The organism is Mycolicibacterium agri (assembly GCF_002553505.1).
Lineage (GTDB): Bacteria > Actinomycetota > Actinomycetes > Mycobacteriales > Mycobacteriaceae > Mycobacterium > Mycobacterium agri.
On sequence record NZ_PDCP01000048.1, the window covers coordinates 1 to 23,835 of the forward strand.

Consider the following 23,835-nt stretch of genomic DNA (forward strand, 5'->3'; position numbering starts at 1 on the left):
GGGCAATGCTCCGCGACCACGCCGTCTACCAGCCCACAACTACTGCTGCGGCCGCTTGACAACGTCATTGAGAATCTCCTTGACCCTTCGAGCTCAGTGTTGCGACGTGCCGCCAGGACGACTCTGCCTTTTCGACGATTTTGTTTCGCCGACGGGGTCACGGACACGCTCCTTGGTCCCGTTGGTTAATCTTGAGCCGCCGGTGTCGATGTGAATGTGAATCCGACCAGGTCTCCGTCCAACGGTATAGCCGGGTGCGCCGCGGTTTTCCGCGGAAAACCAATGTCGCACAATCTGACTGACCGAAAGTGTGATCTGCGACACAGTTTGATGACATCGATGGGATCTGAAGTTCCAAGTCCCGCTTGTGTTGTGGTGGCCGGTGTTGCATTTCGTAACTGACACCTTCCGGCTCCACTGCACGTCAGGCTGCTGCGGGCTTTCCTGTGATGGGAACCTTTCCACCAGAGGGAAATTGGCGCGTGCCACGGCTGCTCCGGACTGGATAGATGCCTAGACACGCGCAGATCCCGGCTACCGCAACTGCCTCAAGTAACGGTTTAGCTTCAGGCCATGCCGGTGCTCTACCGGCAATTGACCGGAGGCGGGCAATGGATAGACCTCAAACCAGGTTGCGGGAGCGGATCCGGGTCGAGCTGCGACTGCCACCTCATGTCGCCGAGATGATCTACGAGAGTGCCCAGCACTGGGATGTCTCTTTGTCCGAGGCCGGTTCACGCCTAATCCAGATTGGCCACGATGGCCGCGGTATCGACGCTACGGACCTGCCCAGCTAGACCGCGCGTGGCCTGACTAGCGCCTGCCATCCAGCTGAGCACCCACAAAGTGAGGAGGAAGAACTACCCGAAACTGTTGATATAAGGCACTTTTCGTCGGAGATCCCTCAAGAAACGGGAAAAGCCGGGCGGCAACCCGGCTCTCCGTCCGCCGCAAATCGCGGCGACCTCGTTCTCTCGGAACCTCGGCAGATCCCTTTAAGGAGGAACTTTGTTCATTTCATCGTGTTCGCATACGCATGTCAACGGGTGTACCGGTGTGTCGCGGAGCGTGTGCTGATGGGCCGCCACGGAGCCATGGCCTCCTCCGCCGAAGACCCGAAGCCGGCGAAGCCAGCCGGCACCGCCCGCCATGGAGCTGACAGTCAACGTCATGTGCTTGCGCCGTTTCACCACGACGTCGACGAAGAGCGTTATCGAGTTTTGACGGACCTCGCGATTAGGGGCGTTGATCCGCGCTACGTTGGACCCGCACTGGAATCGGCCAAACGCCTGTGGTGTCGTCTCCGCGGTTTTGCGCTGTCCACCGACCGAATTTCGGCTGCGCATCTCGCGCGGTATCTGGCATTTGAGGCCGAACGGGTCGGCACTTTCGATTACCGAACTGCGTTGCGCCGGGCCAACGTCGACCGGTATCTCATGGATGTTGCGATGAGGCGGACCAACCGGTCCATGCGCACCATCAGATGGATCCTGTATGACGCCGGCCGACTTGTGCACCCCCGGGAGTACCCCGAGGCACGCACCCTGCCGGCCCCGCGGACAAAGAGAATCGCCGCGGCATCGGCACAGGACATTCGTGATTGGTACGCCCTGGCTCCGACGCTGCCTCAATGGCTTCGACGACGCCTTATGCTCCTGCTGGACCTCTGTTACGGGGCCGGCGCGCGCCCGCCCGACTTCAAAGTCCTGCGGGGCACCTCCATCACAAGTGAGACCATCGACGGCCGAGAACTCGCCATCGTGCGACTGCGCAACACAGCTGGCGGAACCAGGCTCGTCCCGGTCACCGATTCAGACATTTCCCGCCGCCTCTTGGATCTTGCGCACAGCAAAGGATCTGACTACCTGTTGCCGGCGGCGAAGGGACAAGTGGAACGCAACGCGACCGACCGCATCGGTGAGCAACTCCGCGCTCGCAGTCACGGAAACATCAACGCCGCCGCGCTGCGCAACCGGTGGATCCTCGATCTCGCCGAACGCGTCCCAGCAGCACTGCTTCTGCAACTCGCCGACGTGGTCGACGTCCAAGTCCTCGCAGACCAACGGGATCAACTACCCACCTACGGCCTTCATCGTGCGATCGCGCTCATGACGGAAAGCTGAACCGTGATCACCGACTTCGAGAACTCATACCGACTGTCAGACAACCTCTTTCGTGAAGCGAAAGTCATCATCGAACGATCGAAGGCGGCCGAGATGATCGACGACTTCCATGACCAGCACCGCGGCACCGGCGGACAGAACTGCAACGGCATTGCTTACACCATCTCCGCCGTCCTGGTCGCCGCCCTGGGACTGCTGATGCTCGGGCGAACCCCGACCTACAAAGCCATCCAGCAAGCCATCGGCGACCTCACCTCGCGACAACTCGCCGAAGTCGGCATGGCTGGACAAGACACCTCCCGCATCTTCGCCGACCGCGCCGAGCAACGCCGCGAGCGAACACGCTTCGTCGCCTGGCTCAACCGCCGCCTCGCCCCACTCGATCCCAGCCCCGACCAACCCGCACGACGAATCACCAACGCCGAACACCGACGCATCATCGCCCACCGCAGCACCGAACAACGCGCAGCCAGCCTGGAAGCCGCCGAACGCTTGCGCACGGTCATTAACCGCATCGTCTTCGGGTCCATCATCGATCCGAAGCCTCAAGACGCCGTCGGTGACATCGTGGCCGAGGAGACGATCTTCGATCTCGCCGGTCCCTCAGCAGGGCTGGGGATCAGATCCGACAAACACCGCGCGGCCGCATACTTCGGCAGCTACTACTCCCGCGACAAACACTCCACCACTGTGCACCAAGACGCCAGCGGCGGCGGAAAGCGAGGCTTCGGCATCGGACTGACCGCCGTCATACGCATCGGACCACCCGACCAACTTCATGCCGTGGCCCCCGTCATCATCGGGATGGACGTCCATCCACCCACCTCTGGCAGCACCGACGGGCTCGCCGTCGCCATCACTCACGCCAAACGAAACGGCCTCGACACTCGACGAGCGGGACGAGCACGCCTGCCCCGCCTCACAGTCGACATGGGCTACAACCCGAAGAAGGGCTTCGCACGCCTCATGCTCGACCAGCAGTACACCGCCGTCGTGCGGTACCCCCAGCACTGGACACTCACCGACACCTCGGCCAACCCACCCGGCACCACCGCAGACACGCCGCCGGGACCCATCCAGTTCGCCGGCTCGTTCTACTGCCCGGCCGCCGCCGAACTGCTTGCCCAGCACCACATGCCCAAGACCCGAGACCTGCTCAAAGATGATGGGTGGGAGGCCCACGACCGCCGCCTGGCCGGTGTCCTGCCCTTCCTGATGGGGCTGAACTCCCGACCGAGACTTAGCCGACCACGCGGACGCCCACCCCTGGGGGTCGAACCACGGTTCGACGTCAAGGTGGAGCAAGTCTGCCCGGCGGTGCAGCTGCGGGTCCGATGCCCACTCAAACCGGCTTCAATGACGCGTGCAGCCTTCGGCGCCCCGACGGCGACGCCGACTTGGCACGCAGGCGACCGGCAATGCTGCGCCCAGTCGATCGTCACCGTCACCCTGACACCCAGTCAGCTCAGCAAGGCGCAATGGGGACCGGTCGGCGGGAGTTGGGAACACACGCTGTACTTCGAGGCAGCCCGCGCTCGAACGGAGCAGACCTTTAGCATCCTGAAGTCGGCCCACGTCACCAAGCTGGTCGATCTCAAGTGGGGGCCCCGACGCGAACCCATGGTCAAGCTTCTGTTGGCGCTCGCCGTGGCCAGCACCAATCACCGCATCCAGAAGACCTACCGGTCACGCCGGGCCCGCGAAGAATCCATCGACGTCCGTTGGCGCCAACTTCGCCACCACCTCGGACACGAACCCGCAAAGACACCGCCCCTGACCTGACGAGATTCAACCGAAGCGGGCCGTGCGAACATCGCGTCGGCCCGCTGCGGCATGTCCGAGGCGCCAGATAAATCCCGGCCAAAAATTACCTGTCAAGGGAAGGTCGCCGACAGCGCCGTCTCCCGCGGCAGATCCGCGACCCTGCATCGGCGCGGAACTCGCACAAGGAGCCGGTGGCTGGCCTCATCAGCCCGCACCGCAGTGTCATCCAGTACGCGCTGCGTGCGCCGGATAAATCGCTGGAGATTCCGCAGAAAACCGCTGGAACCGATTTCGCAAAGGGCACTCTGAACAGCTGAAACGTACCGCACACCAATGAGCGTCCTTTAGCGCTCTGTACTGGCGCTGTAGTGCGCCAACCCGTTGACTTTGCGCCTACGGCGCACACCTCTCGTTCTTCTTCGCCAAGGGCGCAATGTCAATCCCGGGCGGTCAGGACTGCACGGTGCTGTCCGCGACGCCGTGATACTGCGGGACTCCGCGCTCCCGGAAGCGGCGGCCGGTGATCCTCTCGGTGCGGATCCGCACGAAGTGGTCGCGACGCCCTTCGACCCACGGCTCGACGAACGTTCCGGCCACTTCGACCAGGTGGTCGATGTCGGTGACCGGCTCGGCATGCCCGATGACCACGACACTCCAGCCGTTACGCAGGTCGGGGTCGAGCTCGTCGGCCTCGAACGCCACCACCTGATTGCGCGTCGCGGCGGCCAGCTTCGGTCCACCGGCCACGCGGATCACCACGTCGTCGTGCCACAGTCGGAAGTTCACCGGCTGCACGGCGGGCAGCGCGTCTTCGGTGAAGACCAGGCGACCGACCCGCACCGTGGCCAGCAGATCGAGGCACTGTCGGCGATTGAGCTCGTCGAGCGGTTGGCCTTTGGTCATCGTCATCCTCCCTGTACCAGTGCCAGAGTGCCGACCGGAGTAGAACGCCAATGGCCCGACGCCAATCCGGTCAAACGGGTGATTGCCCGGCGGATGCCGCCGGCTATTTCCTCGACGTCAGGTGCGGCGTCGTAGTCGCCGATGATGCCGAAAGCCAGGTGATCGGCGTAGCTCAGGATCGCGATGCCGGTCCGCAGTTGCAGCGCCAGCGGCGGAACCGGCAGCAGTCGCACGACCTCCCGCCCCGCGATGCGTATCCGCCTGCGGGGTCCGGGCACGTTCGTCGCCAGCGTGACGATTCCGCGCTGCGGCAGCCGGGTCAGCGCCCGCACGGTCCACGCGGTGAGGGGGAAGGGCAGAGCGTTGGCGGCCGCGAGCAGCACGTTGCCCGCCTGCCGCTGGCCGCTGCCTTTGGCCTTGGTGAGCCGGGCGTGCACCTTCTTCAACTGCTCGACCGGGTCGGCCTTGTCGACGGGGAGGTACGGCAGCATCACCGATACGCGGTTGTCGGTCTTCCCGGTCGCATCGCTCGACCGCACCGACACCGGCACCAGCGTCCGCAGTGAGTTCGGTGCCAGGCTCTCGCCGCGTTGCAATAGCATCGTTCGGTAGCTGTCCGTAATGGCCGCTAGCGCAACGTCATTGACGGTCACCCCGAATCGGGCGCCGATCCGTTCGACGTCGGACAACGAGACCTCGACGGCGGCGAAGCGCCGCATGTCGGTCACCGGGCCGGTCAACGACGACGCGGCAGCGGGACGCAGCAGGCCATCGACCAGTTCGAGTGCACCCTGGACGACTTGTGTCGCAGCCGACGTCACCCCCCGAGACGTCCGCCACGCCAAGCTCACCCAGTCGATCGGGTTGAGGGGGAGCGCCGGCAGCCGCGACGCAGAACGCCTCGGCCGGGCCGGGTGGATTCCGGTGCCGAATATCTCGCCGCCGCGGTCGTCGGCCAGCTGAGTGAGCAGCCTTGTCGCGGCGACCCCGTCGGCGATGCAGTGGTGGACTTTCATCAAGATCGCCCAACGGTGATGCACGAGCCCGTCGACGACCCAGCATTCCCAGAGCGGGCGTTCGCGATCCAGCCGGCGCTCCATCACCTCGGCAACCCAGCGGAACAGCGCCTCGTCGTCGCCTGGCCTCGGCAGGGCCGCGCGCCGCACATGATGAAAGACGTCGAACGCGTCGTCGTCCGCCCACCGTGGAGCACCGAGGTCGAGCGGCTGGGTGTGCAGCACCTGCCTGAACCGCGGCACCGCACGGATGCGGTCGGCCAGGTCGGCGGCCAGCGAGTCGAAGTCGGGCATCGGCCCGGCCAGCACCGCGACGGCACCGATGGCAAGGCTGACGTGCGGGTCGGAGTCTTCGGCCTCGAGGAATCCCGCATCCAGCGTCGTCAACTGCTCCATGTCTCCACTCTTCGTGGTCAATGACCGCCGCAGTAGAGACATAGGTCCCTTTTTCTTTGCGGGGTCCCTTTTTCTTTGTGTGGCCCGGCAGATTCGGCCTGCTCGTTCGGCGGCGGTGGAAAGATCGCGTGCGTGGCGGCGGCGAGGCCCGAGTCGGCACGGTCTTTCGGACTCCGGACGACCCGAATGGATGTTCAGCGACGGCGTATTCGCGATCGCTATCACGCTGCTGGTGCTCGACATCGGTGTGCCCGACGGGTCGGGCGACGATCTGCTGGGTGCGGTGGCCGACGAGTGGCCGTCGTATCTGGCCTACCTGGTGAGCTTCTCGACGATCGGCGCGGTGTGGCTGGTGCACTCGGTGATCACCGAGTGCCTCGACCGCGCGACGCCCGCCTTGATCCGGGTGAATCTGCTGCTGCTGATGGTCGTCTCGGCGCTGCCGTTCCCGACGCGGCTGCTGGCCGACTACATCGGCGACGTCGATTCGCGGCGGGTGGCGGCGACGATCTACGGCCTGAACCTGCTTCTGGTGGCGCTGGTGGTGTCGGTCTTGTGGCGATATGCCGTGCGGCAGAGGCTGATTCGGCCAGATGTGGCCGACGAGGATGTCCGCCTTATCACGAAGAGGCTGACGCCGGGGCTGGCCGGCTACCTGGTGTTGATCGCGACGGGGTTGTTCCTTCCGCTGGTGGCGGTGTTCGGCTACCTGGCGATCGCGGTGTATTTCATCGTGCCGTTCGGCGCGCTGAGGCGGGCGCGAACGTGACGCCTCACCAGCCGCGGCGGCGCGGGTGCGAGCCGACCAGTTCCTTGCTGTCGTCGCGGCTGCGGTAGACGATGTAGGGCCGGAACAGATAGGCCACCGGCGCGCTGAATACGTGCACGAGGCGGGTGAAGGGCCACAGGCAGAACAGCACGAGCGCGATCGTGACGTGGATGTGGAACCACGCCGGCGCCTGCGCCATCAGATCGCCGCGCGGCTGCAGTATCCAGATCGACCGGAACCACGGCGACACGGTCTGGCGGTAGTCGTGCTCCGCGCCCACCGGTGTGGCGCCGATCAGCGTGCACGCCAGGCCCGCGAGGATCGCCATCACAAGCACGGCGTACATCACCTTGTCGTTGAGCGTGGTCGCCATGAACACCGGCCCGGTGGTGCGGCGGCGGTACACCAGCAGCGCGATGCCTGCCAGTGTGGTGACTCCGGCGATCCCGCCGAGCACCAGCGCCTGAACGTGGTAGGCGTGTTCGCTCAAGCCCATTGCGTTGGTCCAGGATTCCGGGATCACCAGGCCGATGATGTGGCCGACGATGACGACCAGAATGCCGAAGTGGAACATCGGGCTGCCGATTCTCAGCAGCCGTGACTCGTACAGCTGCGACGACCGCGTCGTCCAGCCGAACTTGTCGTAGCGGTATCGCCACCAGGTGCCCAGCGCCAGCACGACCAGCGCCACGTAAGGCGCCACGTCCCAGTAGATCTCCAAGCCGGTCATCTCAACCTCCGTGTGCGCGCCGCGGCGGCACGGTCAGTGTGAACGGTTGTAAGCCGACGGCTTCGGCCGGCGGACCGCTGGCCAGCAGACGCCGTACGCGTGATGCGTCGGTGTCAGTGCCGGCAGGCAGCGTCGCCAGCACCGCGGCGACGGCATGCGCATACGGCGAATCCGCGTCGGCGAGTGCCTTGTGAAGCACGTCGATCGGTACCCGGTGCTCAACCAGCAGGCGACGACCGAGCGCCGGGTCGACGGTGGCGGCGAACTCCAGCACCACCGGCAGATGGTCGGGTGCTTCGCCGGCGGGAGGCGCGGTCCCGGCGGCGCGGTAGGCCCGGACGAACGCCAGCATCGCCGCCCCGCGGTTGCGGGTGTCGCCTGCGGTCCAGTACGTCAGATACATGGTGGTGGCTCGCCGCATGTCGAAGGTATCGACGTAGTTCTGCGTGGCTCGCAGCGGGTCCAGCCGGCGCACAGCGGCCAGCGTTGCTGAAAGGTCCTCGGCTGCTGGCGCTTTCACGTGCGACAGCAATTCCGCGGCGGTGTCCAGCCGGTCGGCGTGCGGATAACTCAGCAGCAGCGACGCGCACTGCCACACCAGCCTGTCCTGCAGGTCGGGCCGGGTGCGCGAGCGCAGCCTCATCGACCGTCTCCGTTCTGCGGGAACATGCCCGCGGGGGTGCCGCGGCCGTCCCAGTTGAGCAGGTTGACCCGCGACGGGTGCGATTCGTTGGCGGCCATCCCGCCGTGCGTCTGGCGTTGCCGCAGCGCATGGAAGGTCTCCACTGCCACCGGCACAGGGCCGCCGCTGGCCTCACCGAACGGTCCGGACTCGTACATGCCGGGGCCGCCGTCGAAATCCAACGAGCAACCGGGCTCCTCCACGTCGTGCGGGGCGACGTTGTAGGCCGTCGGAATGACATAGCGCTCTTCGTATTTCGCCAACGCCAGCAGCCGGTACATCTCGTAGATCTGCTCTTCGGTCATGCCGACCGCTTCCGGGATGTGCGGTTGGGTTTCGCGGCCCAGGTTGATGTCGCGCATGTAGGAGCGCATCGCGGCAAGCCGGCGCAGAACCGCTTCCACAACGGCGGTGTCGCCTGCGGTGAACAGTTCGGCGAGGTACTGGATCGGGATGCGCAGCGCCTCCAGCGCGCCGAACAGGTTGCTCAGGTCTTCGCCGTCGTGCCCGTCGCGGCTGACCGCGTCGACCACCGGGGACAGCGGCGGGATGTACCAGACCATCGGCACGGTGCGGAATTCCGGATGCAGCGGCAGCGCCACCCGGTAGGTGTTGATCAGCGCGTACACCGGGGAGCGCTGCGCGGCCTCGATCCACTCGTCGGAGATGCCTTCGGCGCGGGCACCCGCAATCACCTGCGGATCGGTCGGGTCGAGCAGGATCTGCCGGTGCGCCTCGTACAGGTCGGTGTCGTCCGGCACCGACGCGGCCTCGAGCACCCGGTCGACGTCGTAGAACACCAGGCCGAGGTAGCGCAGCCGCCCGACGCAGGTTTCCGAGCACACCGTCGGCATGCCCACCTCGATGCGCGGATAGCACAGCGTGCACTTCTCGGCCTTGCCGGTCTTGTGGTTGAAGTACACCTTCTTGTAGGGGCAGCCGGACACGCACATCCGCCAGCCGCGGCACCGGTCCTGGTCGACCAGCACGATGCCGTCCTCGGTGCGCTTGTACATCGCGCCCGACGGGCATGACGCCACGCACGACGGGTTGAGGCAGTGCTCGCAGATCCGCGGCAGGTAGAACATGAACGTCTGCTCGAGTTCCAGGCGGACCTGCTCGTTGACCTTCTTCAACACGGGGTCGCCGGGCACGATCTCCGGCGAGCCGCCCAGGTCGTCGTCCCAGTTCGCCGACCACGACACCTTCATCGGCTCGCCGCTGATCAGGCTGCGCGGCGGCGCCACCGGCATGTGCTCGCCGAGCGGGGCGGAGGTGAGGTTCTCGTAGTCGTAGGTCCACGGCTCGTAGTAGTCGTCGATGCTGGGCAGCATCGGGTTGGCGAAGATCCGCAGCAGCTTGTGCAGGCGACCGCCGTCGCGCAGCCGCAGCCGTCCCTTGCGATCGCGAATCCAGCCGCCGTGCCACCGCTCCTGGTCCTCGTAGGTGCGCGGATAGCCCTGCCCGGGACGGGTTTCCACGTTGTTGAACCACACGTACTCGGTGCCGGCCCGGTTGGTCCACGCCTGCTTGCAGGTCACCGAACAGGTGTGGCAGCCGATGCACTTGTCGAGGTTCATCACCATCGCCATCTGGGCCATGACCTTCACTGGTAGGTCACCTCCTGGCTGCGGCGGCGCACCACCGTCACCTCGTCGCGCTGATTGCCGGTCGGTCCGAGATAGTTGAAGGCGAACGCGTTCTGCGCGTATCCACCGGCCAGATGGCTGGGCTTGATCAACAGCCGGGTCAGCGTGTTGTGGATGCCGCCACGCAGGCCCGTGGTCTCCGACAGCGGCACGTCGATGGTGCGCTCCTGGACGTGGTAGACGAACACCACGCCCTCGGGCATCCGGTGCGACACGATCGCCCGGCACACCAGCACGCCGTTGCGGTTGACCGCCTCGACCCAATCATTGTCGCGGACATCGATTTTCGCCGCGTCGGCCGGACTCATCCACATCGTCGGGCCGCCCCGCGACAGCGACAGCATCAGCAGGTTGTCCTGATACTCGGAGTGAATCGACCACTTCGAGTGCGGCGTCAGGTAGCGCACCGTCAGCCCGATCCCGTCGCGGGCGTCACCGACCTGCGGTTCACCGAACAGCCGCTGCATGTCCAGCGGCGGACGGTACGTCGGCAGCTGCTCGCCGAGTTCCTCCAGCCAGTCGTGGTCGAGGTAGAAGTGCATGCGGCCGGTCAACGTGTGAAAAGGCTTGAGTTCCTCGATGTTCACTGTGAACGGCGCATAGCGGCGCCCGCCGGTCTCGCTGCCCGACCACTCCGGGCTGGTGATCACCGGCACGGGCCGGGCTGCGGCGTCGGCGTAGGTGATGCGGCGCTCCTCGCTGCCTTCGGCCAGGTGCACCAGGTGGCGGCCGGTGCGTTTCTCCAATTCCCGAAAGCCCTCGACGGCGAGGCGGCCGTTGGAGGTGCCCGACAGCGCCAGGATCACGTCGGCCATCCGCTCGTCGGTGGTGATGGCCGGGCGGCCTTGCGCCGGACCGGATTTCGCCACCCCGAATTTGGCGGCGAGCTCGCCCACCTCACGTTCAGGATGGGTGGTGACGGCCTTCGTCGTCACGCCGAGTTGCTCGACCAGCGGGCCGAGCGTTGCCCATTTGTCGGCGATCGCGGTGTAGTCGCGTTCGACCACCGCCACCGGGCCCATTGTCTTGCCCGGCACCGGGACCGCAGCCGAAGTACGCCAATCGTTCTCGCTGCCATGGGGATAGGCCATCGCCTGCGGCGTGTCGTGCTGCAGCGCGCCGACGACGATGTCGGTGCGAACGCCCAGGTGGTTCTTCGCCAGTGCGCTGAACGCGCGCGCTATCGCGCCGAAAGCCTCGAAGTCGGAATGGGTTTCCCACGGTGGGTCGATCGCGGGGGTGAACGCGTGCACGTAGGGGTGCATGTCGGTGCTGGACAGGTCCGCCTTCTCGTACCAGGTCGCGGCGGGCAGCACGACGTCCGACAGCAGCGTCGTCGACGTCATCCGGAAGTCGATCGACATCAGCAGATCGAGCTTGCCCTCGGGAATCTCGTCGCGCCAGGTCACGTCGTTGGGTCGCAGGCCCTCGGCAGTCGGCTTCGCCTGCAGGTTGCTGTCGGTGCCGAGCAGGTGGCGCAGGAAGTACTCGTTGCCCTTGCTCGACGAGCCCAGCAGGTTCGCCCGCCAGATGTTCAACACCCGCGGCCAGTTCGCCGGATCGTCGGGATCAGTGACGGCGAGCTTCAGCTTGCCGGACGCCAATTGCTCTGCGACGTAAGCTCCTATCTCCGACTTGTCGCGGCCCGCGGCGAGCGCCTCGTCGGCGACGTCGAGGCTGGAGCGGTCGAACTGCGGGTAGAACGGGCTCCAGCCCATCGCGGCCGCCGACGCGAGCACGTCCATCGTGTGCTTGTTGCGGAACCGGCCGCGGCCCAGCGGGCTGGCCAAGGCGTCGGCCCGGTAGCCGTCGTAGCGCCACTGGTCGGTGTGCGCATACCAGTACGAGGTGCCTGCCATCTGCCGCGGTGGACGTGACCAGTCGGTGGCCATCGCCATCGTCGCCCAGCCGGTGACCGGTCGGCACTTCTCCTGACCGACGTAATGGGCCCAGCCGCCGCCGTTTCGACCCATCGAGCCGGTCAACAGCAGCAGCGCCAGGACGGCGCGGTAGGTCGCGTCGCCGTGGAACCACTGGCAGATGCCTGCGCCCATGATGATCATCGAGCGGCCGCCGGATTCCTCTGCGTTGCGGGCGAATTCCTTGGCGATGCGTTCGGCCTGTGCGGCCGCCACCCCGGTGATCGGCTCCTGCCACGCCGGGGTGTAGGGGTGGGTGGCGTCGTCGTATCCGGTCGGCCAGTCGCCGGGCAGGCCGGGGCGGGCCACGCCGTAGTGCGCCAGCATCAGGTCGAACACCGTGCACACCAGGTGCTCGCCGACCCGCCGCACCGGCACACCGCGGGCGAGTACCTCGCCGTGACCGTCGGCGGTGTCGAAGCGCGGCAACTGGATCAGCGCCGTCTCGCCGCCGGCCTCGTGGCGCGCGACGGTCAACGCGGGGGTCAGCCCGCCGAGGTCCAGATTCCACTTGCCGACGCCGTCGTCACCGAAGCGGAACCCCAGCGATCCGTGCGGCACGGCCACGTCGTCGGTTTTGCCGTCGAGCAGAACCGGTTTGAAGGCGGCGTTCTCTGTCGTGTGGCCGAGATCGGCGGCGGTGAGGTTCTTGCCAGGCACCAACGCGCCGTCGCGCTGCTCCAGCTTCACCAGGAACGGCAGGTCGGTGTAACTGCGCACGTAGTCGACGAAGAACGGGACCCGTTGGTGCACAAAGCATTCAGAGAGGATGACGTGGCCCATCGCCATCGCCAGCGCGCCGTCGGCGCCTGCCGCGCACGGCATCCACTCGTCGGCGAACTTGGTGTTGTCGGCGTAGTCGGGGCTGACCGAGACGACCTTGGTGCCGCGGTAGCGGACCTCGACCATCCAATGCGCGTCGGGCGTGCGGGTGACCGGGACGTTGGAACCCCACATCATCAGATACGTGGCGTCCCACCAGTCGCCGGACTCGGGCACGTCGGTCTGGTCGCCGAACACCTGCGGCGAGGCCACCGGCAGGTCGGCGTACCAGTCGTAGAACGACGTCATCGCCCCGCCGATCAACTCCACGAACCGCGACCCGGCGGCGTGGCTGACCATCGACATGGCCGGAATCGGCGAGAAGCCTGCGACGCGGTCCGGCCCGTAGGTCTTGATCGTGTGCACGTGCGCGGCGGCGATCATCTCGGTGGCCTCGGCCCAGCTCACCCGCACCAGGCCACCCTTGCCGCGGGCGCGCTGATAGCGGCGGCGGCGCTCCGGACCGCTCTGAATGTCGGCCCACGCCAGCACCGGATCGCCAAGCCGGGCCTTGGCTTCCCGGTACATCTCGACCAGCAGGCCGCGGGCGTACGGGTAGCGAACCCGGGTGGGGGAGTAGGTGTACCAGGAGAACGCGGCGCCGCGGGGACAACCGCGGGGTTCGTACTCCGGGCGGTCCGGGCCGACGGACGGGTAGTCGGTCTCCTGCGTCTCCCAGGTGATGATGCCGTCCTTGACGTAGATCTTCCACGAGCACGACCCGGTGCAGTTCACCCCGTGCGTGGAGCGCACCACTTTGTCGTGGCTCCACCGGTCGCGGTAGAACACGTCGCCGTCGCGGCCGCCGCGGCGGGTGACGGTGCGGAGGTCGGCGGAGAACTCGCCGGGGGTGAAGAACCGTCCGCTGCGCTCGAGCAGCTCCTCGATCGGGCCGCCGATGCGCGCAGGACTGGTCACGTCGACGCCTCCTTCGGTTGGGGTTCGTGGGCATGCAGCCGTATCGCGGTGTAGAAGAACGCCAGCAGCGCCGTCGCCACCAGCAACAGCAGCCCGATCGTGTAGTTGTTGTCGGCGGCGTTGTACGTCGCGCCCATCACCAGCGGCGGGAAGTAGCCGCCCAATCCGCCTGCGGCGGCGACGATTCCGGTGACGGAGCCGACCGACTTGGCCGGGGCGCGGCGGGCCACCCACGCGAACACGCCGCCGGTGCCGACACCGAGGAAGACGGCCAGCGTGATGAACGTCGCCGCCGACCACACATCGGGCGGCGGCTGAAACACCGCGATGAACGCCATCAAGGCCGTGCCCGCGAACGATGCGAGCACCACATACTTCGGCGCGATGCGGTCCGACAGCGCGCCGCCGACCGGACGGGCCAACACGGCCGCCAACGCGAAAGCGGCCGTGCGGGCGCCGGCGTCGACGGGGGAGAAGCCGTAGATGTGCTTGATGTAGGTCGGCAGGTAGTTGCTGAACGCGACGAAGCCGCCGAACACGATCGCGTACAGCGCCGACATCTCCCACGTCACGCCGAGTTTGGCGGCGGCCTTGAGCTTCGGCACCACTGGATCGGTGTTCGGCGTGAACTCGGGGGAGTTGCGCATCACGACGATGCACAGCACCGCCGTCGCGGCCAGGGCCGCGGCCACGATGATGTGGGCGGGAAACAGGCCGAACCACCGCACGAAGCGCGGCGTGAAGAACGCCGACAGCGCGGTACCGACCATGCCCATGCCGAACACACCGGTGGCGAACCCGCGTCGGGCCGGCTCGTACCAGTTGTTGGCGAACGGGATGCCGACGGCGAAGATCGTGCCCGCGATGCCGAGGAAGAAGCCGAAGACCACCAGCATCGGGTAGGACCCTGCCGCGCCTGCGGCCCCGACGGCCAGCACCGGCGGGATCGATGCCAGCGAGATTGCGATGAACATGACGCGGCCGCCGTAGCGGTCGGTCAGCGCGCCGACGGCGACGCGGCCGATCGCGCCGACGAGGATGGGCGTCGCGACCAGGATCGAGGCCTCCGTGCTGGACAGCCTCAGATCGCCCGCATAGGTGGTCGACAGCGGCCCGATCATGTTCCAGGCCCAGAAGTTGATCGCCGAGACCCATGTGGCCAGCGCGAGATTCACGGGTCTGACCAAACCCGTGTCCGGCGCCGTCGCCGAGGTCACTTACCTAGACAAGCACTCGGTTGCGAGTGCGTCAGGAATTTCGGGAAAACCGCTGCTGCAGCGTGCTGTACGAGATCGCGGCCTGCGCAGTAGGCTCGCGGTCAACGACGACGAAAGCGTGACGACGATGGCCGTTTCGGTGCGCTCACTGCGGATCCTTCTCGCCGGCGCCTGCGGTGCGCTCTTTCTCGCCGCGCCTCTCGTCACCGCCGGTCAGGCGGCCGCATGCGTCAGCGGTCAGTTCGCCGATCCGTTCACCGGGCAGTGCAGCGGCGGCTACGGCAGCTATCCGAGTGTCAACGGCGTGCCGTGCATTCCGGGCAAACATCTCGGCACCTGCATCGGTTTCGTGCAGAACATGCCGCGCCCCGGTGCAACGCTCGGGCCGTAGCGTCCTAGGTTCACCGCCTTTGTGCATCTGGCGACGGTTTTCGGCGCATGTGCGTCGCGGGATTCACAAACGACCTTGATTCAGTAGCGGAAGACGTACGACGCCGCGGTGATCGCCTTGTCGCCGTTGCCCTCGTCGTGCAATGTGGCGCGCACGCCGACGGTGCCGTCGGCGCCGACGAGCGGTTGGGCCTCGACGCGGAACGGGCCGACCTTGCCGCGCGCCAGGAACATCACGTGCCCCGAGGTGCCCTGCAGGCGGTCGGTGCCGACGGCGTTGCCCGCAGCGTCGAGCGCGGTCGTCTCGAGGATGACGAACTGCGGGCCGATGTGCAGCGCCGCGTCGGGGGAGGCCACCTCCGCGGACAGCTCGGGCAGCGCCCAGTGGCCGTCGGGGCGACGGGAACCGCCGAACGCCTGCCACAAGGGCGGCAGTTCGGGGGAGTCGACGATCTCGAGCGGGACGTGGTCCATCTTCTGCAGCCCCTCGGGCGGCACGCCGATGCTGACGCCCTGCCCCTCGGTCAACGCCAGCACCCGTTCGGGGTGGTCGGCGTCGACGATGGTCGAGCGGCTGTAGGCCATCTGACTGCCCTGCTTGAGCACCTCGGTGTTGATCTCGATGCGCTGGACGTCGCGGCCGGGGTCGAGGATCTGCCCTGACCAGATGACCGGGTTGGGCACGGCTTCCAGGTCGGAGACGCCGCCGCTGTCGGGGGAGGCGATGCCCAGCACGGCCAGCAGCAGCCCGCCGGTCGGGTTGCGCATGTCACGGCGCAGCGTGACGGTTTCGTCGGGTTCGCCGTTGTCCATCGAGGCGTGGAACCGGCCGATGTAGCGGTAGCTCAACAGCCCACCCCAGCGGCGGCGGAGCTCGGCCGCGTACGCCTCGGGATCGTTGGTCAGCTCTCTGATGTCTCGCAGGATATTGGTGCTCCTCTCGTCCGCGAGCTACTTGCTCAGCACACCGTGTAAGACGAGATCGGTCAACTCCTTCGCCGCGCGGTCGGTGTTCTTCACGTGCCTCACGCATACCGCGTACCAGGCGCCGCCGGCGATCATGTCCATCAGTGTGTCGGCGGAGATGCCCCTGCGCGCCACGCCTCGTGCGGCGGCGTCGTCGACCTTGGCGGCCAGTTGACTGCGGGCCGCGGCTTCGAGCCGATCGCTGATCACCTGGCGCTGCTTGCGGTCGGCGCGCAGGTCGGCCAGGAGTCCCGGAATGGCTTCGCGCACAGCAGGATCGCGATACATGCGGATGGCGCCGGTGCAGAGCCGGGCGATCTCAGCTTCGAAATCGTCTTTCGGCGGCTCGGGGCCGAGGTCGGGGAACACCGCCTCGTGCACCAGTTGCGCCTTGCTGCTCCACCGCCGGTAGAGCGCGGGCCTGCTCACCCCCGCCGTCGCGGCGATCAGGTCGATCGTGGTCGCCGCATATCCGCGCTCGACGAGCAGCGTGCGCGTGGCCGCCAGCACCGCCGCGTCGATCGCGGGGTCGCGGCGCGAGCCCTGTCTGCGGTGTCGCGGAGTTGTCACGTCGCATTCCCTCGGTCCGGATTTGTCGTTACAGTGTGTCACGGCAATCGCGAGGAGGCGAGCATGACCGCGGGACTGTACAAGCCGCTGGCCGCCACAGGTCAGGATGGGCGTCACCTCTACACCTGTCCATTGTGTGAAGCCATGTGCGGCTTGGAGATTCAGGTCGAAGACGGCAAGGTCGCCAGCATCCGCGGCAACCGCGACGACACCTGGAGCCGCGGACACATCTGTCCGAAGGGCGCGACGCTCGGCGAATTGCACCACGACCCGGACCGAATCCGGCGCCCGATGATCAAGGTCGACGGACAGTGGCAGGAGGTCAGCTGGGACGCCGCGTTCCGGCGTTGCACCGAACTGCTGGCCCCCGTTATCGAGAGGTACGGCATCTGCGCGGTCACCTGCTACACGGGCAATCCGCTGGCGCACTCGTTCTCGCTGGGCCGCTACACCGGTGTGCTGCTCGGCATGTCGGGCATTCCGATCAGCTACTCGCCGGGCACCGTCGATCAGTGGCCGAAAAACCTGTCTTCGCATCTGATGTACGGCGGGTGGTGGACGTTCCCGGTGCCCGACATCGAACGCACCGACCTGCTCGTCGTGATGGGCGCGAACCCCGCGGCGTCGCAGGGGTCACTGCTGGCCGCGCCGGACGTGACGGGCATCATCGACGGAATCCGCAAGCGCGGCAAGGTGATTGTGATCGACCCGGTGCGCACCGCGACGGCCGCCCGCGCCGACGAATGGCTGCCGATCACTCCTGGCACCGACGCCGCGCTGCTGCTGGCGGTCGCGCACACCTTGTTCGCGGAGGATCTCGTCGACCTCGGCGCCGTCGGTCCGCACGTCGACGGGCTCGACCGGATGCGGGCGGTGGCCGCCGACTGGCCGCCGGAGCGCGTCGCGGGCGTCACCGGGATCGACGCCGGACGCATCCGCGGGTTGGCCCGCGAACTGGCCGGCACGGCGCGGGCGGTGGTCTACGGCCGGATCGGCACGTGTAACCAGGAATTCGGCAGCCTGGCCAGCTGGCTCGTCGACGTCGTCAACATCCTGTCCGGACATTTCGACGTCGAGGGCGGCGCCATGTTCCCGCGGGCCGCGGCGTGGTCGGTCACCGTGCAGCCGATCCCGGGACTGGAGGACGGCGCGCCGGAGTTCGGTCGGTTCCGCACCCGGGTGCGCGGTGCGAAGGAAGTGCTGGGCCAGGTGCCGGTGTCGTGTCTGGCCGAGGAGATCGCGACACCGGGCGAGGGCCAGATCAGGGCGCTGATCACCGTCGCGGGCAATCCGGTGCTGTCCACGCCCGCCGGGCACAAGCTCGACGAGGTGCTGCCGAGCCTCGACGCGATGATCGCCGTCGACCTGTGGCTCAACGAAACCACCCGCCACGCCGACGTGATCCTGCCCGGGCCATCACCGCTGGAGCAGCCGCACCACGACGACCTGATCCTCAACTTCGCGATCAACAGCATCGCCAACTACTCGCCGCCCGTGTTCGAACGGCCCGACCCGGATGCGCCGGAGGAGTGGGAGATCCTCATCCGGTTGACCGGGCTGTGCACCGGCACGCCGGCCGAGGACGTCGACGTCGCGGCGATCGACGACGGCTTCTTCGACTACATGGCGTTCACGAAGGGGTTCGACGGGGCCACGCTGCGCGCGCTCTACGATCGCGGCGGGCCGGAGCGGATTCTGGACTTCACCTTGCGCACAGGGCCTTTCGGCGACCGCTACGGGGAGAACCCCGACGGCCTGACGCTGGAGAAGCTCAAGGCCCAACCCAACGGCATCAACTTCGGGCCGATGATCCCGCAGGTGCCGTCGGTGCTGGGCACCTCCGACCGCAAGATCCGCCTGGCGCCGCAGTATCTGCTCGACGACCTGCCGCGGCTGGCGGCACGGCTGAACAGGGCGCCCGACGAGCTGGTGCTGGTGAGTCGGCGGCATCTGCGGTCGAACAACTCGTGGCTGCACAACGTGGCGGCGCTGATGAAGGGTACGGACAGTGCGCACGCGAGGAGCACAGGAAACAGTGCGCACGCGAGGAGCACAGGAAACAGTGCGCACGCGAGGAGCACAGGAAACAGGTGCACGTTGTTGATGCACATCGACGACGCGCAGCGCCGCGACGTGCGGACCGGTGATCTGGTCACGGTGACCTCAGCCGGAGGGCAGATCGAGGTGCCCGTCGAGGTGACCGATGCAATCAAGCCCGGCGTGGTGTCGATGCCGCACGGCTGGGGCCACGGCAAGGACGGCACCAGGCTGACCATCGCCAACGGGTCACCAGGGGTGAACACCAACGTGCTGTCGCCGCCCACGTTCATCGACGAGCCGTCGGGCAATGGGGCACTGAACGGGATACCGGTGGCGGTCGACCCGGTGCGGGCCTGAGAGTATTCGTCTCGTGGGCAAGAACGAGCGAGCGAAGATCGTCATGTCGGACGAGGAGATCGCCGAATTCGTCGAACGCAGCCGCACCGCGACCATGGCCACCGTGCTGCCGGACGGGCGACCACACCTGGTCGCGATGTGGTACGCCGTTCTCGACGGCGAGATCTGGTTCGAGACGAAGGCGAAGTCGCAGAAGGCGGTGAACCTGCGCCGCAACCCGATCATCACGGTGATGATCGAAGACGGACAGAGCTACGACACGCTGCGCGGGGTGTCCATCGACGGGCACGCCGAGATATACGACGACCCGGAAACCTCTCTGCGCGTTGGCAAAAGCGTGTGGGAGCGCTACACGGGGCCCTACACCGACGAGATGCGCCCGTTCGTCGAACAGATGATGCACAAGCGCATCTGCGTGCGGGTGGTGCCGAGCCGCACCCGCAGCTGGGATCACCGCAAACTCGGCATGGACCCGATGCCGGTCGCGGGAAGCACCGCCCAATACCTAGGTTGACCGCGTGGACGTCAACAAGAAGCCCAAGCAACTCAACGCGCGGTACGTCAAGACGATGATGCGGTACGCGGGCCGCGCGCACGCCTGGCTGTACCGGCGCAGCGGCGGCAAGATCGGCGCGAACTGGCGCATCGGCGCGGGCGCGAAGAAGCCGGTGCCGACGCTTCTGCTCGAACACCGCGGCCGCAAGTCCGGCAAGCTGTTCACCTCGCCGCTGGTGTACATCACCGAGGGCGACAACGTCGTCATCGTGGCGTCGATGGGCGGCCGTGACGAGAACCCGCAGTGGTACTACAACCTGCTCGCCGACCCTGACGTGCACATCGAGATCGGCCGCGAGCGGCGGCCGGTGCGTGCGGCGCTGGCCAGCAAGGAAGAGAAGCAGCGGTTGTGGCCGAAGCTCGTCGAGGCCTACGCCGACTTCGACACCTACCAGTCCTGGACCGACCGCGACATTCCGGTGTTCATCCTGCAGCCGCGCTAGCGAGCTAGCGTCTCGGTGGACGAAAGCCGGGATTCGCCAAGGCCGTCGCGACCCCGGTGCCGATCGGCCCTTGGTGGTCGAACAGCGTCGCGGTTCCGGTCGCGACTCCGGCGTGGCTGTAGTGCGTCAGCGCGGCCAGGCCGATGTGCTCACCGTCGGGCAGCCTGCTCAGCGTCACGGTGTAGTCGGCGTTGATGTAGTTCAGACCGCCTGCGCTGAAATGGGTTAACGAGCTGGTGACGTCCCCGGCCATGGCGACGCGGACGAACGGGGTGAGAGGTTCACCGTCGACGAGGGCTTTCATGTCGCGAACCCATGCGTACTTCTGGCCGCCGTTGCGCCATTCGCTGAGGTCCGTACTCGGCGCGGTCGTCCCCGAATTGGCGCTGTAGGCCCACATTTCCATGGTGAAGTCACCGCTCGGCTGCTGCGCCTCGGCCGGAAGCGGCGGCATCTCGATCGGCAGCGTCCACGCCGCGTCGGTGGGTTGCTCGCCGCGGCGCAGGTACAGACCGCTGGCGCGGGCGACGACGACGTCGTTCTGCCACATGCGGGCATCCACCAAGCGGATCCGCTTGCCGTCTCGCTCGACGGCGGCGTCGACGCGCACCGGGGCGGCGATCGACACCGGCCGCAGCAGGTCGACGGTCAGGCGTGCGGGCTGCAGGTCGGAGTCGCCGCCGCACTGTTCGACCGCGCGGCCCAGCAGGCCGCCGACCATCATGCCGCTGATGGTGTCGCCCCAGGGGCCGCGCGCGATCGGGGTGGGTATGAGCGCGTCGCCGTCGTGTGTAAAGAACGCCTGGTCAGCTATCGTCATCGAGAAGGACGATAGCTGACCTAATGATCAGGCCTTGTCGACGACGTCGGCGAACTCGTCGTGCTTGCCGACGTAGTTGGCCACCATCGGGCACTGCGCGACGATCCGCAGGCCCGCGTCGCGCGTCTGCGCCAGCGCCTCGGCGATGAGAATCGTTGCCAGCCCGCGGCCTTCGTAGTCGGAGTCCACCTCGGTGTGGGTGAAGACCCGCTGGCCGTCGCGGTCGGAGAATTCGGCCTTGCCGACCTCTTTGCCTTCCACCGAGATGGTGTAGTGGCCGTCCTCGGCCTGCACGGTGGTGGGTGCGCCGGTCTTGTCGGCTTGGGTCATGACAGTCCCTTCGGGTTGGGTCGCGGTCGCAGCGTGGCGTTCGGCAGCGGGGGTGCGGGCAACCGGTCGACGGCGCCTCGGTAACCGTCGACGGCGCCGAAGCGGCCATCGTGCGCCTCCCACAATCGGCGGTAGGTGGCGATGTCGTCATGACTGCGCCCGACGAAGTTCCACCACATCACCAACTGCTCCTCGAACGGCGGGCCGCCGAGCAGTATCGCGCGGGCCGGTTGGGCGCCGGGATTGCGCAGCGTCAGGGTGACGCCGCCGGTGCCCTGATAGGCCAGGTCAGCGACGTCGATGGCGCTGCCCGCCACCTCGAGGTGGCCCTGGTCGAGCAGCACCCCGTGCTCGAACGTCGGATCCACGCCGAGGTCCACCTGTGCACCCGGGTCGATATCGACCTGGGCGCCCAGCAGCGGCGTGAACGTGTGCACGGGGGATCGGCTACCCGCAAGTTGGCCGAGGAACACCCGCAGCGTCGCGCCGGGCACCGAAACGGGTTCGGGCGTGTAGTGCGCGAAGTCGCGGCCGGTGTCGCGGTCGGCGTCGGGCAGGGCGACCCAGAGTTGCACGCCGTGCAGCACCGTCGTCGCCGCGGTGGACACCTCGGAGTGGCAGATGCCGGCGCCGGCCGTCATCAGGTTCAGCTCGCCGGGCCGGACGTAGGCGTGGACACCCGCGCTGTCGCGGTGCTCGACCTCACCGTCGAAGAGCCAGCTGACGGTCTGCAGGCCGGTGTGCGGGTGCGGCGGCACGTCCATGCCGACGCCGTCGTGCACGTCGTGCGGGCCGTAGTGGTCGGCGAAGCACCACGCCCCGATCAGCGACCGGTCCCGCTGGGGTAGCGTGCGGCGCACCCGGATGGCGCGCGGGCCGCCCAGCGGCACTTCGCGTGGGTGCAGCACGCCGGTGAATGCCGATGCCGCGCAGTCCACTTCGGCGGGCGCGATATCGGTATTGCTCACCAGCTCACAGTAACCGCTATTCCGTCATCGCCTTGCGGATCACCTCAAGGTCGTGATCGTCGATCCGGAACACCCCGAACCGAAACTTGTAGCCCCACCGCTGTTTGTCCTCGATGAAGTCGAGCTCCTCGAGCAGCGGTTTGATCGGCGTCTCGGTGCAGGGCAGGAAGTCGACGCTGCGCCGCCACGGCTGAAGATCCGGCGACGTCTCGTCCTGGTAGGGCTCGTCGTCGACGATCTGACCGATGGCGGTGAACGCCTGCAGCGGCTCACCTTTCGGGTATTCGGTGCGCGGCGAGTAGAACACAATCCAGTCGCCGCGGGCCATCTTGCGCAACATGTGTGGCTTGCCGTGATTGGCTTGCGTGAAGCGGCCGCGAACCGCACGTTCGACGTGGTCGCGGCTAACGGTGTTGATCCAGTTAGTCATGTCCGCACGCTAAGCCCGCCGCCCGACACTTTTGCCCCTGCGCGAGGGGCCTGTGGATAACTCCTAGAACGGGCTGCTGTTGGCCTGCCAGCGCGCCTCTTCCGGACGCGGCCCGTACTTGGCGATATAGGCCGCGTGCATGCGGGCGTTCTTCCGGCGAGCGAGTTCGTCGGCCACGTTCGGGTCTAGACCGTGTTGCGCGAGCCGGTGCCGACGCCACACCTTGTTCAGCGCCAGCGAGATCAGCAGAGCCCAGATGTAGATCGGCGCCGTCATCTCGAGATGCACATACAGCGATGCGGGCAGCAGCCAGAACGGCGCCAACACGAGAAGCGGCGGGATGGCGTAGCGGAACATGTGCCGCCGGACGGCGCCCTCGCCCGCGAGGTCGTTGCGTACCCAGTCGCGGTACTCGTCGGGCAGCCTGCGCCCGAAGACGTAGCCGATGTACTGCAGGGCCGGGGGCCTCTTCGGCTTGGCTGGCTTGGTCGCGCGCTTTGTCACGAGGAATCCTTTCCGTTGTCGAGTGCCCCTGCGGCCAGCGCGGCGGCGTTGATCCGCGTCAGCACCGCGTGCAGGTGCTCAAGTTCGTCCAGGTCGACGCCGAGCCGCTCGATCACTGCGGGCGGGATCTTCAGCGCGCGGCGCCGCAGCTGGATACCGGCCCGGGTCAGCTGCACGTCGGTGGCGCGTTCGTCGGTCGCGGATCTGGTGCGGGTGATGTACCCGAGCGCTTCCAGCCGCTTGAGCATCGGCGACAGGGTGGCCGAATCGAGCTGCAGCGAGGCGGCGATCTGTTTGACCGTCAACGCCGTTCATGGCCCGCGCGGTGGTGGTCCCACAGCGCGAGCATCACCAGGTACTGGGGGTGGGTCAGCTGCAGCGGTTCGAGCAGCGGCCGGTAGATGGCAAGCACGGCGCGGTTGGTGATGGCAAGCGCGAAACACACCTGACGCTCGAGCGCGAGCGGATCAACTTCCTGGTCAACGACGGCCACAAAGTCAATCGTAGGCTAATAGTTAGGGCGCAAACTAAATGGTGAGGCAGCTCACGCGGCG

22 protein-coding genes and 1 pseudogene are annotated in these 23,835 nt (G+C 67.1%); 8 read left to right on the forward strand and 15 right to left on the reverse strand.

Annotated features, from left to right (window positions below; all coding sequences use genetic code 11):
* Positions 1 to 1,094 precede the first annotated feature (1,094 nt).
* From CQY20_RS22425 to CQY20_RS35985, 3 genes are all read left to right on the forward strand, one after another.
* Positions 1,095 to 2,123: a hypothetical protein gene (locus CQY20_RS22425; protein ID WP_234816362.1), complete on the forward strand. Its 1,029-nt coding sequence runs from the start codon at positions 1,095 to 1,097 to the stop codon at positions 2,121 to 2,123.
* Positions 2,124 to 2,126: 3 nt separating this feature from the next.
* Entirely contained in the window at positions 2,127 to 3,905 is a 1,779-nt protein-coding gene (locus CQY20_RS22430) for a hypothetical protein (RefSeq protein ID WP_097942285.1), read from the forward strand.
* A 173-nt stretch (positions 3,906 to 4,078) separates the two neighbouring features.
* On the forward strand, positions 4,079 to 4,204 hold the full coding sequence (locus CQY20_RS35985; protein WP_272938827.1) for a hypothetical protein: 126 nt from the start codon (positions 4,079 to 4,081) through the stop codon (positions 4,202 to 4,204).
* A 133-nt stretch (positions 4,205 to 4,337) separates the two neighbouring features.
* Here CQY20_RS35985 and CQY20_RS22435 read toward each other — a convergent pair whose 3' ends face one another.
* Together CQY20_RS22435 and CQY20_RS22440 are read right to left on the reverse strand one after the other, a co-directional pair.
* Positions 4,338 to 4,790 carry a pyridoxamine 5'-phosphate oxidase family protein gene (locus CQY20_RS22435; protein WP_097942286.1) on the reverse strand — a complete coding sequence of 151 codons (453 nt, stop codon included), beginning with the start codon at positions 4,788 to 4,790 and terminating at the stop codon, positions 4,338 to 4,340.
* 2 nt (positions 4,791 to 4,792) lie between these two features.
* Positions 4,793 to 6,202 carry a WS/DGAT/MGAT family O-acyltransferase gene (locus CQY20_RS22440; RefSeq protein ID WP_097942287.1) on the reverse strand — a complete coding sequence of 470 codons (1,410 nt, stop codon included), beginning with the start codon at positions 6,200 to 6,202 and terminating at the stop codon, positions 4,793 to 4,795.
* A gap of 190 nt (positions 6,203 to 6,392) precedes the next feature.
* Between CQY20_RS22440 and CQY20_RS22445 the strand changes: the two genes are divergently transcribed.
* Positions 6,393 to 6,971, forward strand: a complete 579-nt coding sequence (locus CQY20_RS22445; protein ID WP_163701044.1) for a TMEM175 family protein — start codon at positions 6,393 to 6,395, stop codon at positions 6,969 to 6,971.
* 4 nt (positions 6,972 to 6,975) lie between these two features.
* Here the strand turns inward: CQY20_RS22445 and narI are convergent, their stop codons facing one another.
* The 5 genes from narI to CQY20_RS22470 are packed head-to-tail and all read right to left on the reverse strand — an operon-like array spanning position 6,976 to position 14,908.
* The gene (narI, locus tag CQY20_RS22450) at positions 6,976 to 7,701 is read right to left on the reverse strand and encodes a respiratory nitrate reductase subunit gamma (protein ID WP_097942288.1); all 726 of its coding nucleotides are present in this window, start codon (positions 7,699 to 7,701) and stop codon (positions 6,976 to 6,978) included.
* A gap of 1 nt (position 7,702) precedes the next feature.
* Positions 7,703 to 8,344 carry a nitrate reductase molybdenum cofactor assembly chaperone gene (gene narJ / locus CQY20_RS22455; protein ID WP_097942289.1) on the reverse strand — a complete coding sequence of 214 codons (642 nt, stop codon included), beginning with the start codon at positions 8,342 to 8,344 and terminating at the stop codon, positions 7,703 to 7,705.
* Complete coding sequence (gene narH / locus CQY20_RS22460; protein ID WP_097942290.1) at positions 8,341 to 9,993, reverse strand: nitrate reductase subunit beta; 1,653 nt, start codon at positions 9,991 to 9,993, stop codon at positions 8,341 to 8,343. Before narH ends, narJ begins: the two co-directional genes overlap by 4 nt.
* Positions 9,990 to 13,691, reverse strand: a complete 3,702-nt coding sequence (locus CQY20_RS22465) for a nitrate reductase subunit alpha (RefSeq protein WP_097942291.1) — start codon at positions 13,689 to 13,691, stop codon at positions 9,990 to 9,992. The genes narH and CQY20_RS22465 overlap by 4 nt, the downstream gene beginning before the upstream one ends.
* Entirely contained in the window at positions 13,688 to 14,908 is a 1,221-nt protein-coding gene (locus CQY20_RS22470; RefSeq protein WP_097942292.1) for a nitrate/nitrite transporter, read from the reverse strand. Before CQY20_RS22470 ends, CQY20_RS22465 begins: the two co-directional genes overlap by 4 nt.
* Between CQY20_RS22470 and CQY20_RS35605 the strand changes: the two genes are divergently transcribed.
* On the forward strand, positions 14,847 to 15,299 hold the full coding sequence (locus tag CQY20_RS35605; RefSeq protein WP_234816363.1) for a hypothetical protein: 453 nt from the start codon (positions 14,847 to 14,849) through the stop codon (positions 15,297 to 15,299). The genes CQY20_RS22470 and CQY20_RS35605 overlap by 62 nt on opposite strands.
* An 80-nt stretch (positions 15,300 to 15,379) precedes the next feature.
* On the opposite strand, the gene CQY20_RS22480 is transcribed toward CQY20_RS35605, so the two are convergent.
* Together CQY20_RS22480 and CQY20_RS22485 are read right to left on the reverse strand one after the other, a co-directional pair.
* Positions 15,380 to 16,225 (reverse strand): hypothetical protein, encoded by an 846-nt coding sequence (locus CQY20_RS22480; protein ID WP_097942294.1) that lies wholly within the window; start codon positions 16,223 to 16,225, stop codon positions 15,380 to 15,382.
* 24 nt (positions 16,226 to 16,249) lie between these two features.
* Positions 16,250 to 16,834 (reverse strand): TetR/AcrR family transcriptional regulator, encoded by a 585-nt coding sequence (locus CQY20_RS22485; protein WP_097942295.1) that lies wholly within the window; start codon positions 16,832 to 16,834, stop codon positions 16,250 to 16,252.
* Between the two features lie 63 nt (positions 16,835 to 16,897).
* Here CQY20_RS22485 and CQY20_RS22490 point away from each other — a divergent pair, with 63 nt between their 5' ends.
* From CQY20_RS22490 to CQY20_RS22500, 3 genes are read left to right on the forward strand one after another with little or no spacing between them, the layout of a single operon-like run.
* Positions 16,898 to 19,231: a molybdopterin-dependent oxidoreductase gene (locus CQY20_RS22490; protein ID WP_097942296.1), complete on the forward strand. Its 2,334-nt coding sequence runs from the start codon at positions 16,898 to 16,900 to the stop codon at positions 19,229 to 19,231.
* Between the two features lie 13 nt (positions 19,232 to 19,244).
* Positions 19,245 to 19,745, forward strand: coding sequence for a pyridoxamine 5'-phosphate oxidase family protein (locus CQY20_RS22495; protein WP_097942297.1), 501 nt, complete (start codon positions 19,245 to 19,247; stop codon positions 19,743 to 19,745).
* Positions 19,746 to 19,749: 4 nt separating this feature from the next.
* Positions 19,750 to 20,229 carry a nitroreductase family deazaflavin-dependent oxidoreductase gene (locus CQY20_RS22500; RefSeq protein WP_097942298.1) on the forward strand — a complete coding sequence of 160 codons (480 nt, stop codon included), beginning with the start codon at positions 19,750 to 19,752 and terminating at the stop codon, positions 20,227 to 20,229.
* A gap of 4 nt (positions 20,230 to 20,233) precedes the next feature.
* Here the strand turns inward: CQY20_RS22500 and CQY20_RS22505 are convergent, their stop codons facing one another.
* The 6 genes and pseudogenes from CQY20_RS22505 to CQY20_RS22530 form a co-directional block, all read right to left on the reverse strand.
* Entirely contained in the window at positions 20,234 to 21,049 is an 816-nt protein-coding gene (locus CQY20_RS22505; RefSeq protein WP_097942299.1) for a thioesterase family protein, read from the reverse strand.
* 27 nt (positions 21,050 to 21,076) lie between these two features.
* A complete protein-coding gene (locus CQY20_RS22510; RefSeq protein ID WP_097942300.1) occupies positions 21,077 to 21,379 on the reverse strand; it encodes a GNAT family N-acetyltransferase in 303 nt (100 codons plus the stop codon).
* Entirely contained in the window at positions 21,376 to 22,347 is a 972-nt protein-coding gene (locus CQY20_RS22515; RefSeq protein WP_097942301.1) for a pirin family protein, read from the reverse strand. The genes CQY20_RS22510 and CQY20_RS22515 overlap by 4 nt, the downstream gene beginning before the upstream one ends.
* 16 nt (positions 22,348 to 22,363) lie before the next feature.
* Positions 22,364 to 22,777, reverse strand: a complete 414-nt coding sequence (locus CQY20_RS22520) for an EVE domain-containing protein (RefSeq protein WP_097942302.1) — start codon at positions 22,775 to 22,777, stop codon at positions 22,364 to 22,366.
* 63 nt (positions 22,778 to 22,840) lie between these two features.
* On the reverse strand, positions 22,841 to 23,281 hold the full coding sequence (locus CQY20_RS22525) for a DUF5313 domain-containing protein (RefSeq protein ID WP_097942303.1): 441 nt from the start codon (positions 23,279 to 23,281) through the stop codon (positions 22,841 to 22,843).
* A pseudogene (locus CQY20_RS22530) lies at positions 23,278 to 23,774 on the reverse strand (MarR family winged helix-turn-helix transcriptional regulator). Before CQY20_RS22530 ends, CQY20_RS22525 begins: the two are co-directional and overlap by 4 nt.
* Positions 23,775 to 23,835 lie beyond the last annotated feature (61 nt).

Bases quoted from the DNA above. Each gene is read 5' to 3' on its own strand.
- CQY20_RS22425 (WP_234816362.1), top strand. From the start codon at position 1,095: ATGGCCTCCTCCGCCGAAGACCCGAAGCCGGCGAAGCCAGCCGGCACC.
- CQY20_RS22435 (WP_097942286.1), bottom strand. From the start codon at position 4,790: ATGACCAAAGGCCAACCGCTCGACGAGCTCAATCGCCGACAGTGCCTC.
- CQY20_RS22440 (WP_097942287.1), bottom strand. From the start codon at position 6,202: ATGGAGCAGTTGACGACGCTGGATGCGGGATTCCTCGAGGCCGAAGAC.
- CQY20_RS22445 (WP_163701044.1), top strand. From the start codon at position 6,393: ATGTTCAGCGACGGCGTATTCGCGATCGCTATCACGCTGCTGGTGCTC.
- narI (WP_097942288.1), bottom strand. From the start codon at position 7,701: ATGACCGGCTTGGAGATCTACTGGGACGTGGCGCCTTACGTGGCGCTG.
- narJ (WP_097942289.1), bottom strand. From the start codon at position 8,344: ATGAGGCTGCGCTCGCGCACCCGGCCCGACCTGCAGGACAGGCTGGTG.
- CQY20_RS22490 (WP_097942296.1), top strand. From the start codon at position 16,898: ATGACCGCGGGACTGTACAAGCCGCTGGCCGCCACAGGTCAGGATGGG.
- CQY20_RS22505 (WP_097942299.1), bottom strand. From the start codon at position 21,049: ATGACGATAGCTGACCAGGCGTTCTTTACACACGACGGCGACGCGCTC.
- CQY20_RS22510 (WP_097942300.1), bottom strand. From the start codon at position 21,379: ATGACCCAAGCCGACAAGACCGGCGCACCCACCACCGTGCAGGCCGAG.
- CQY20_RS22520 (WP_097942302.1), bottom strand. From the start codon at position 22,777: ATGACTAACTGGATCAACACCGTTAGCCGCGACCACGTCGAACGTGCG.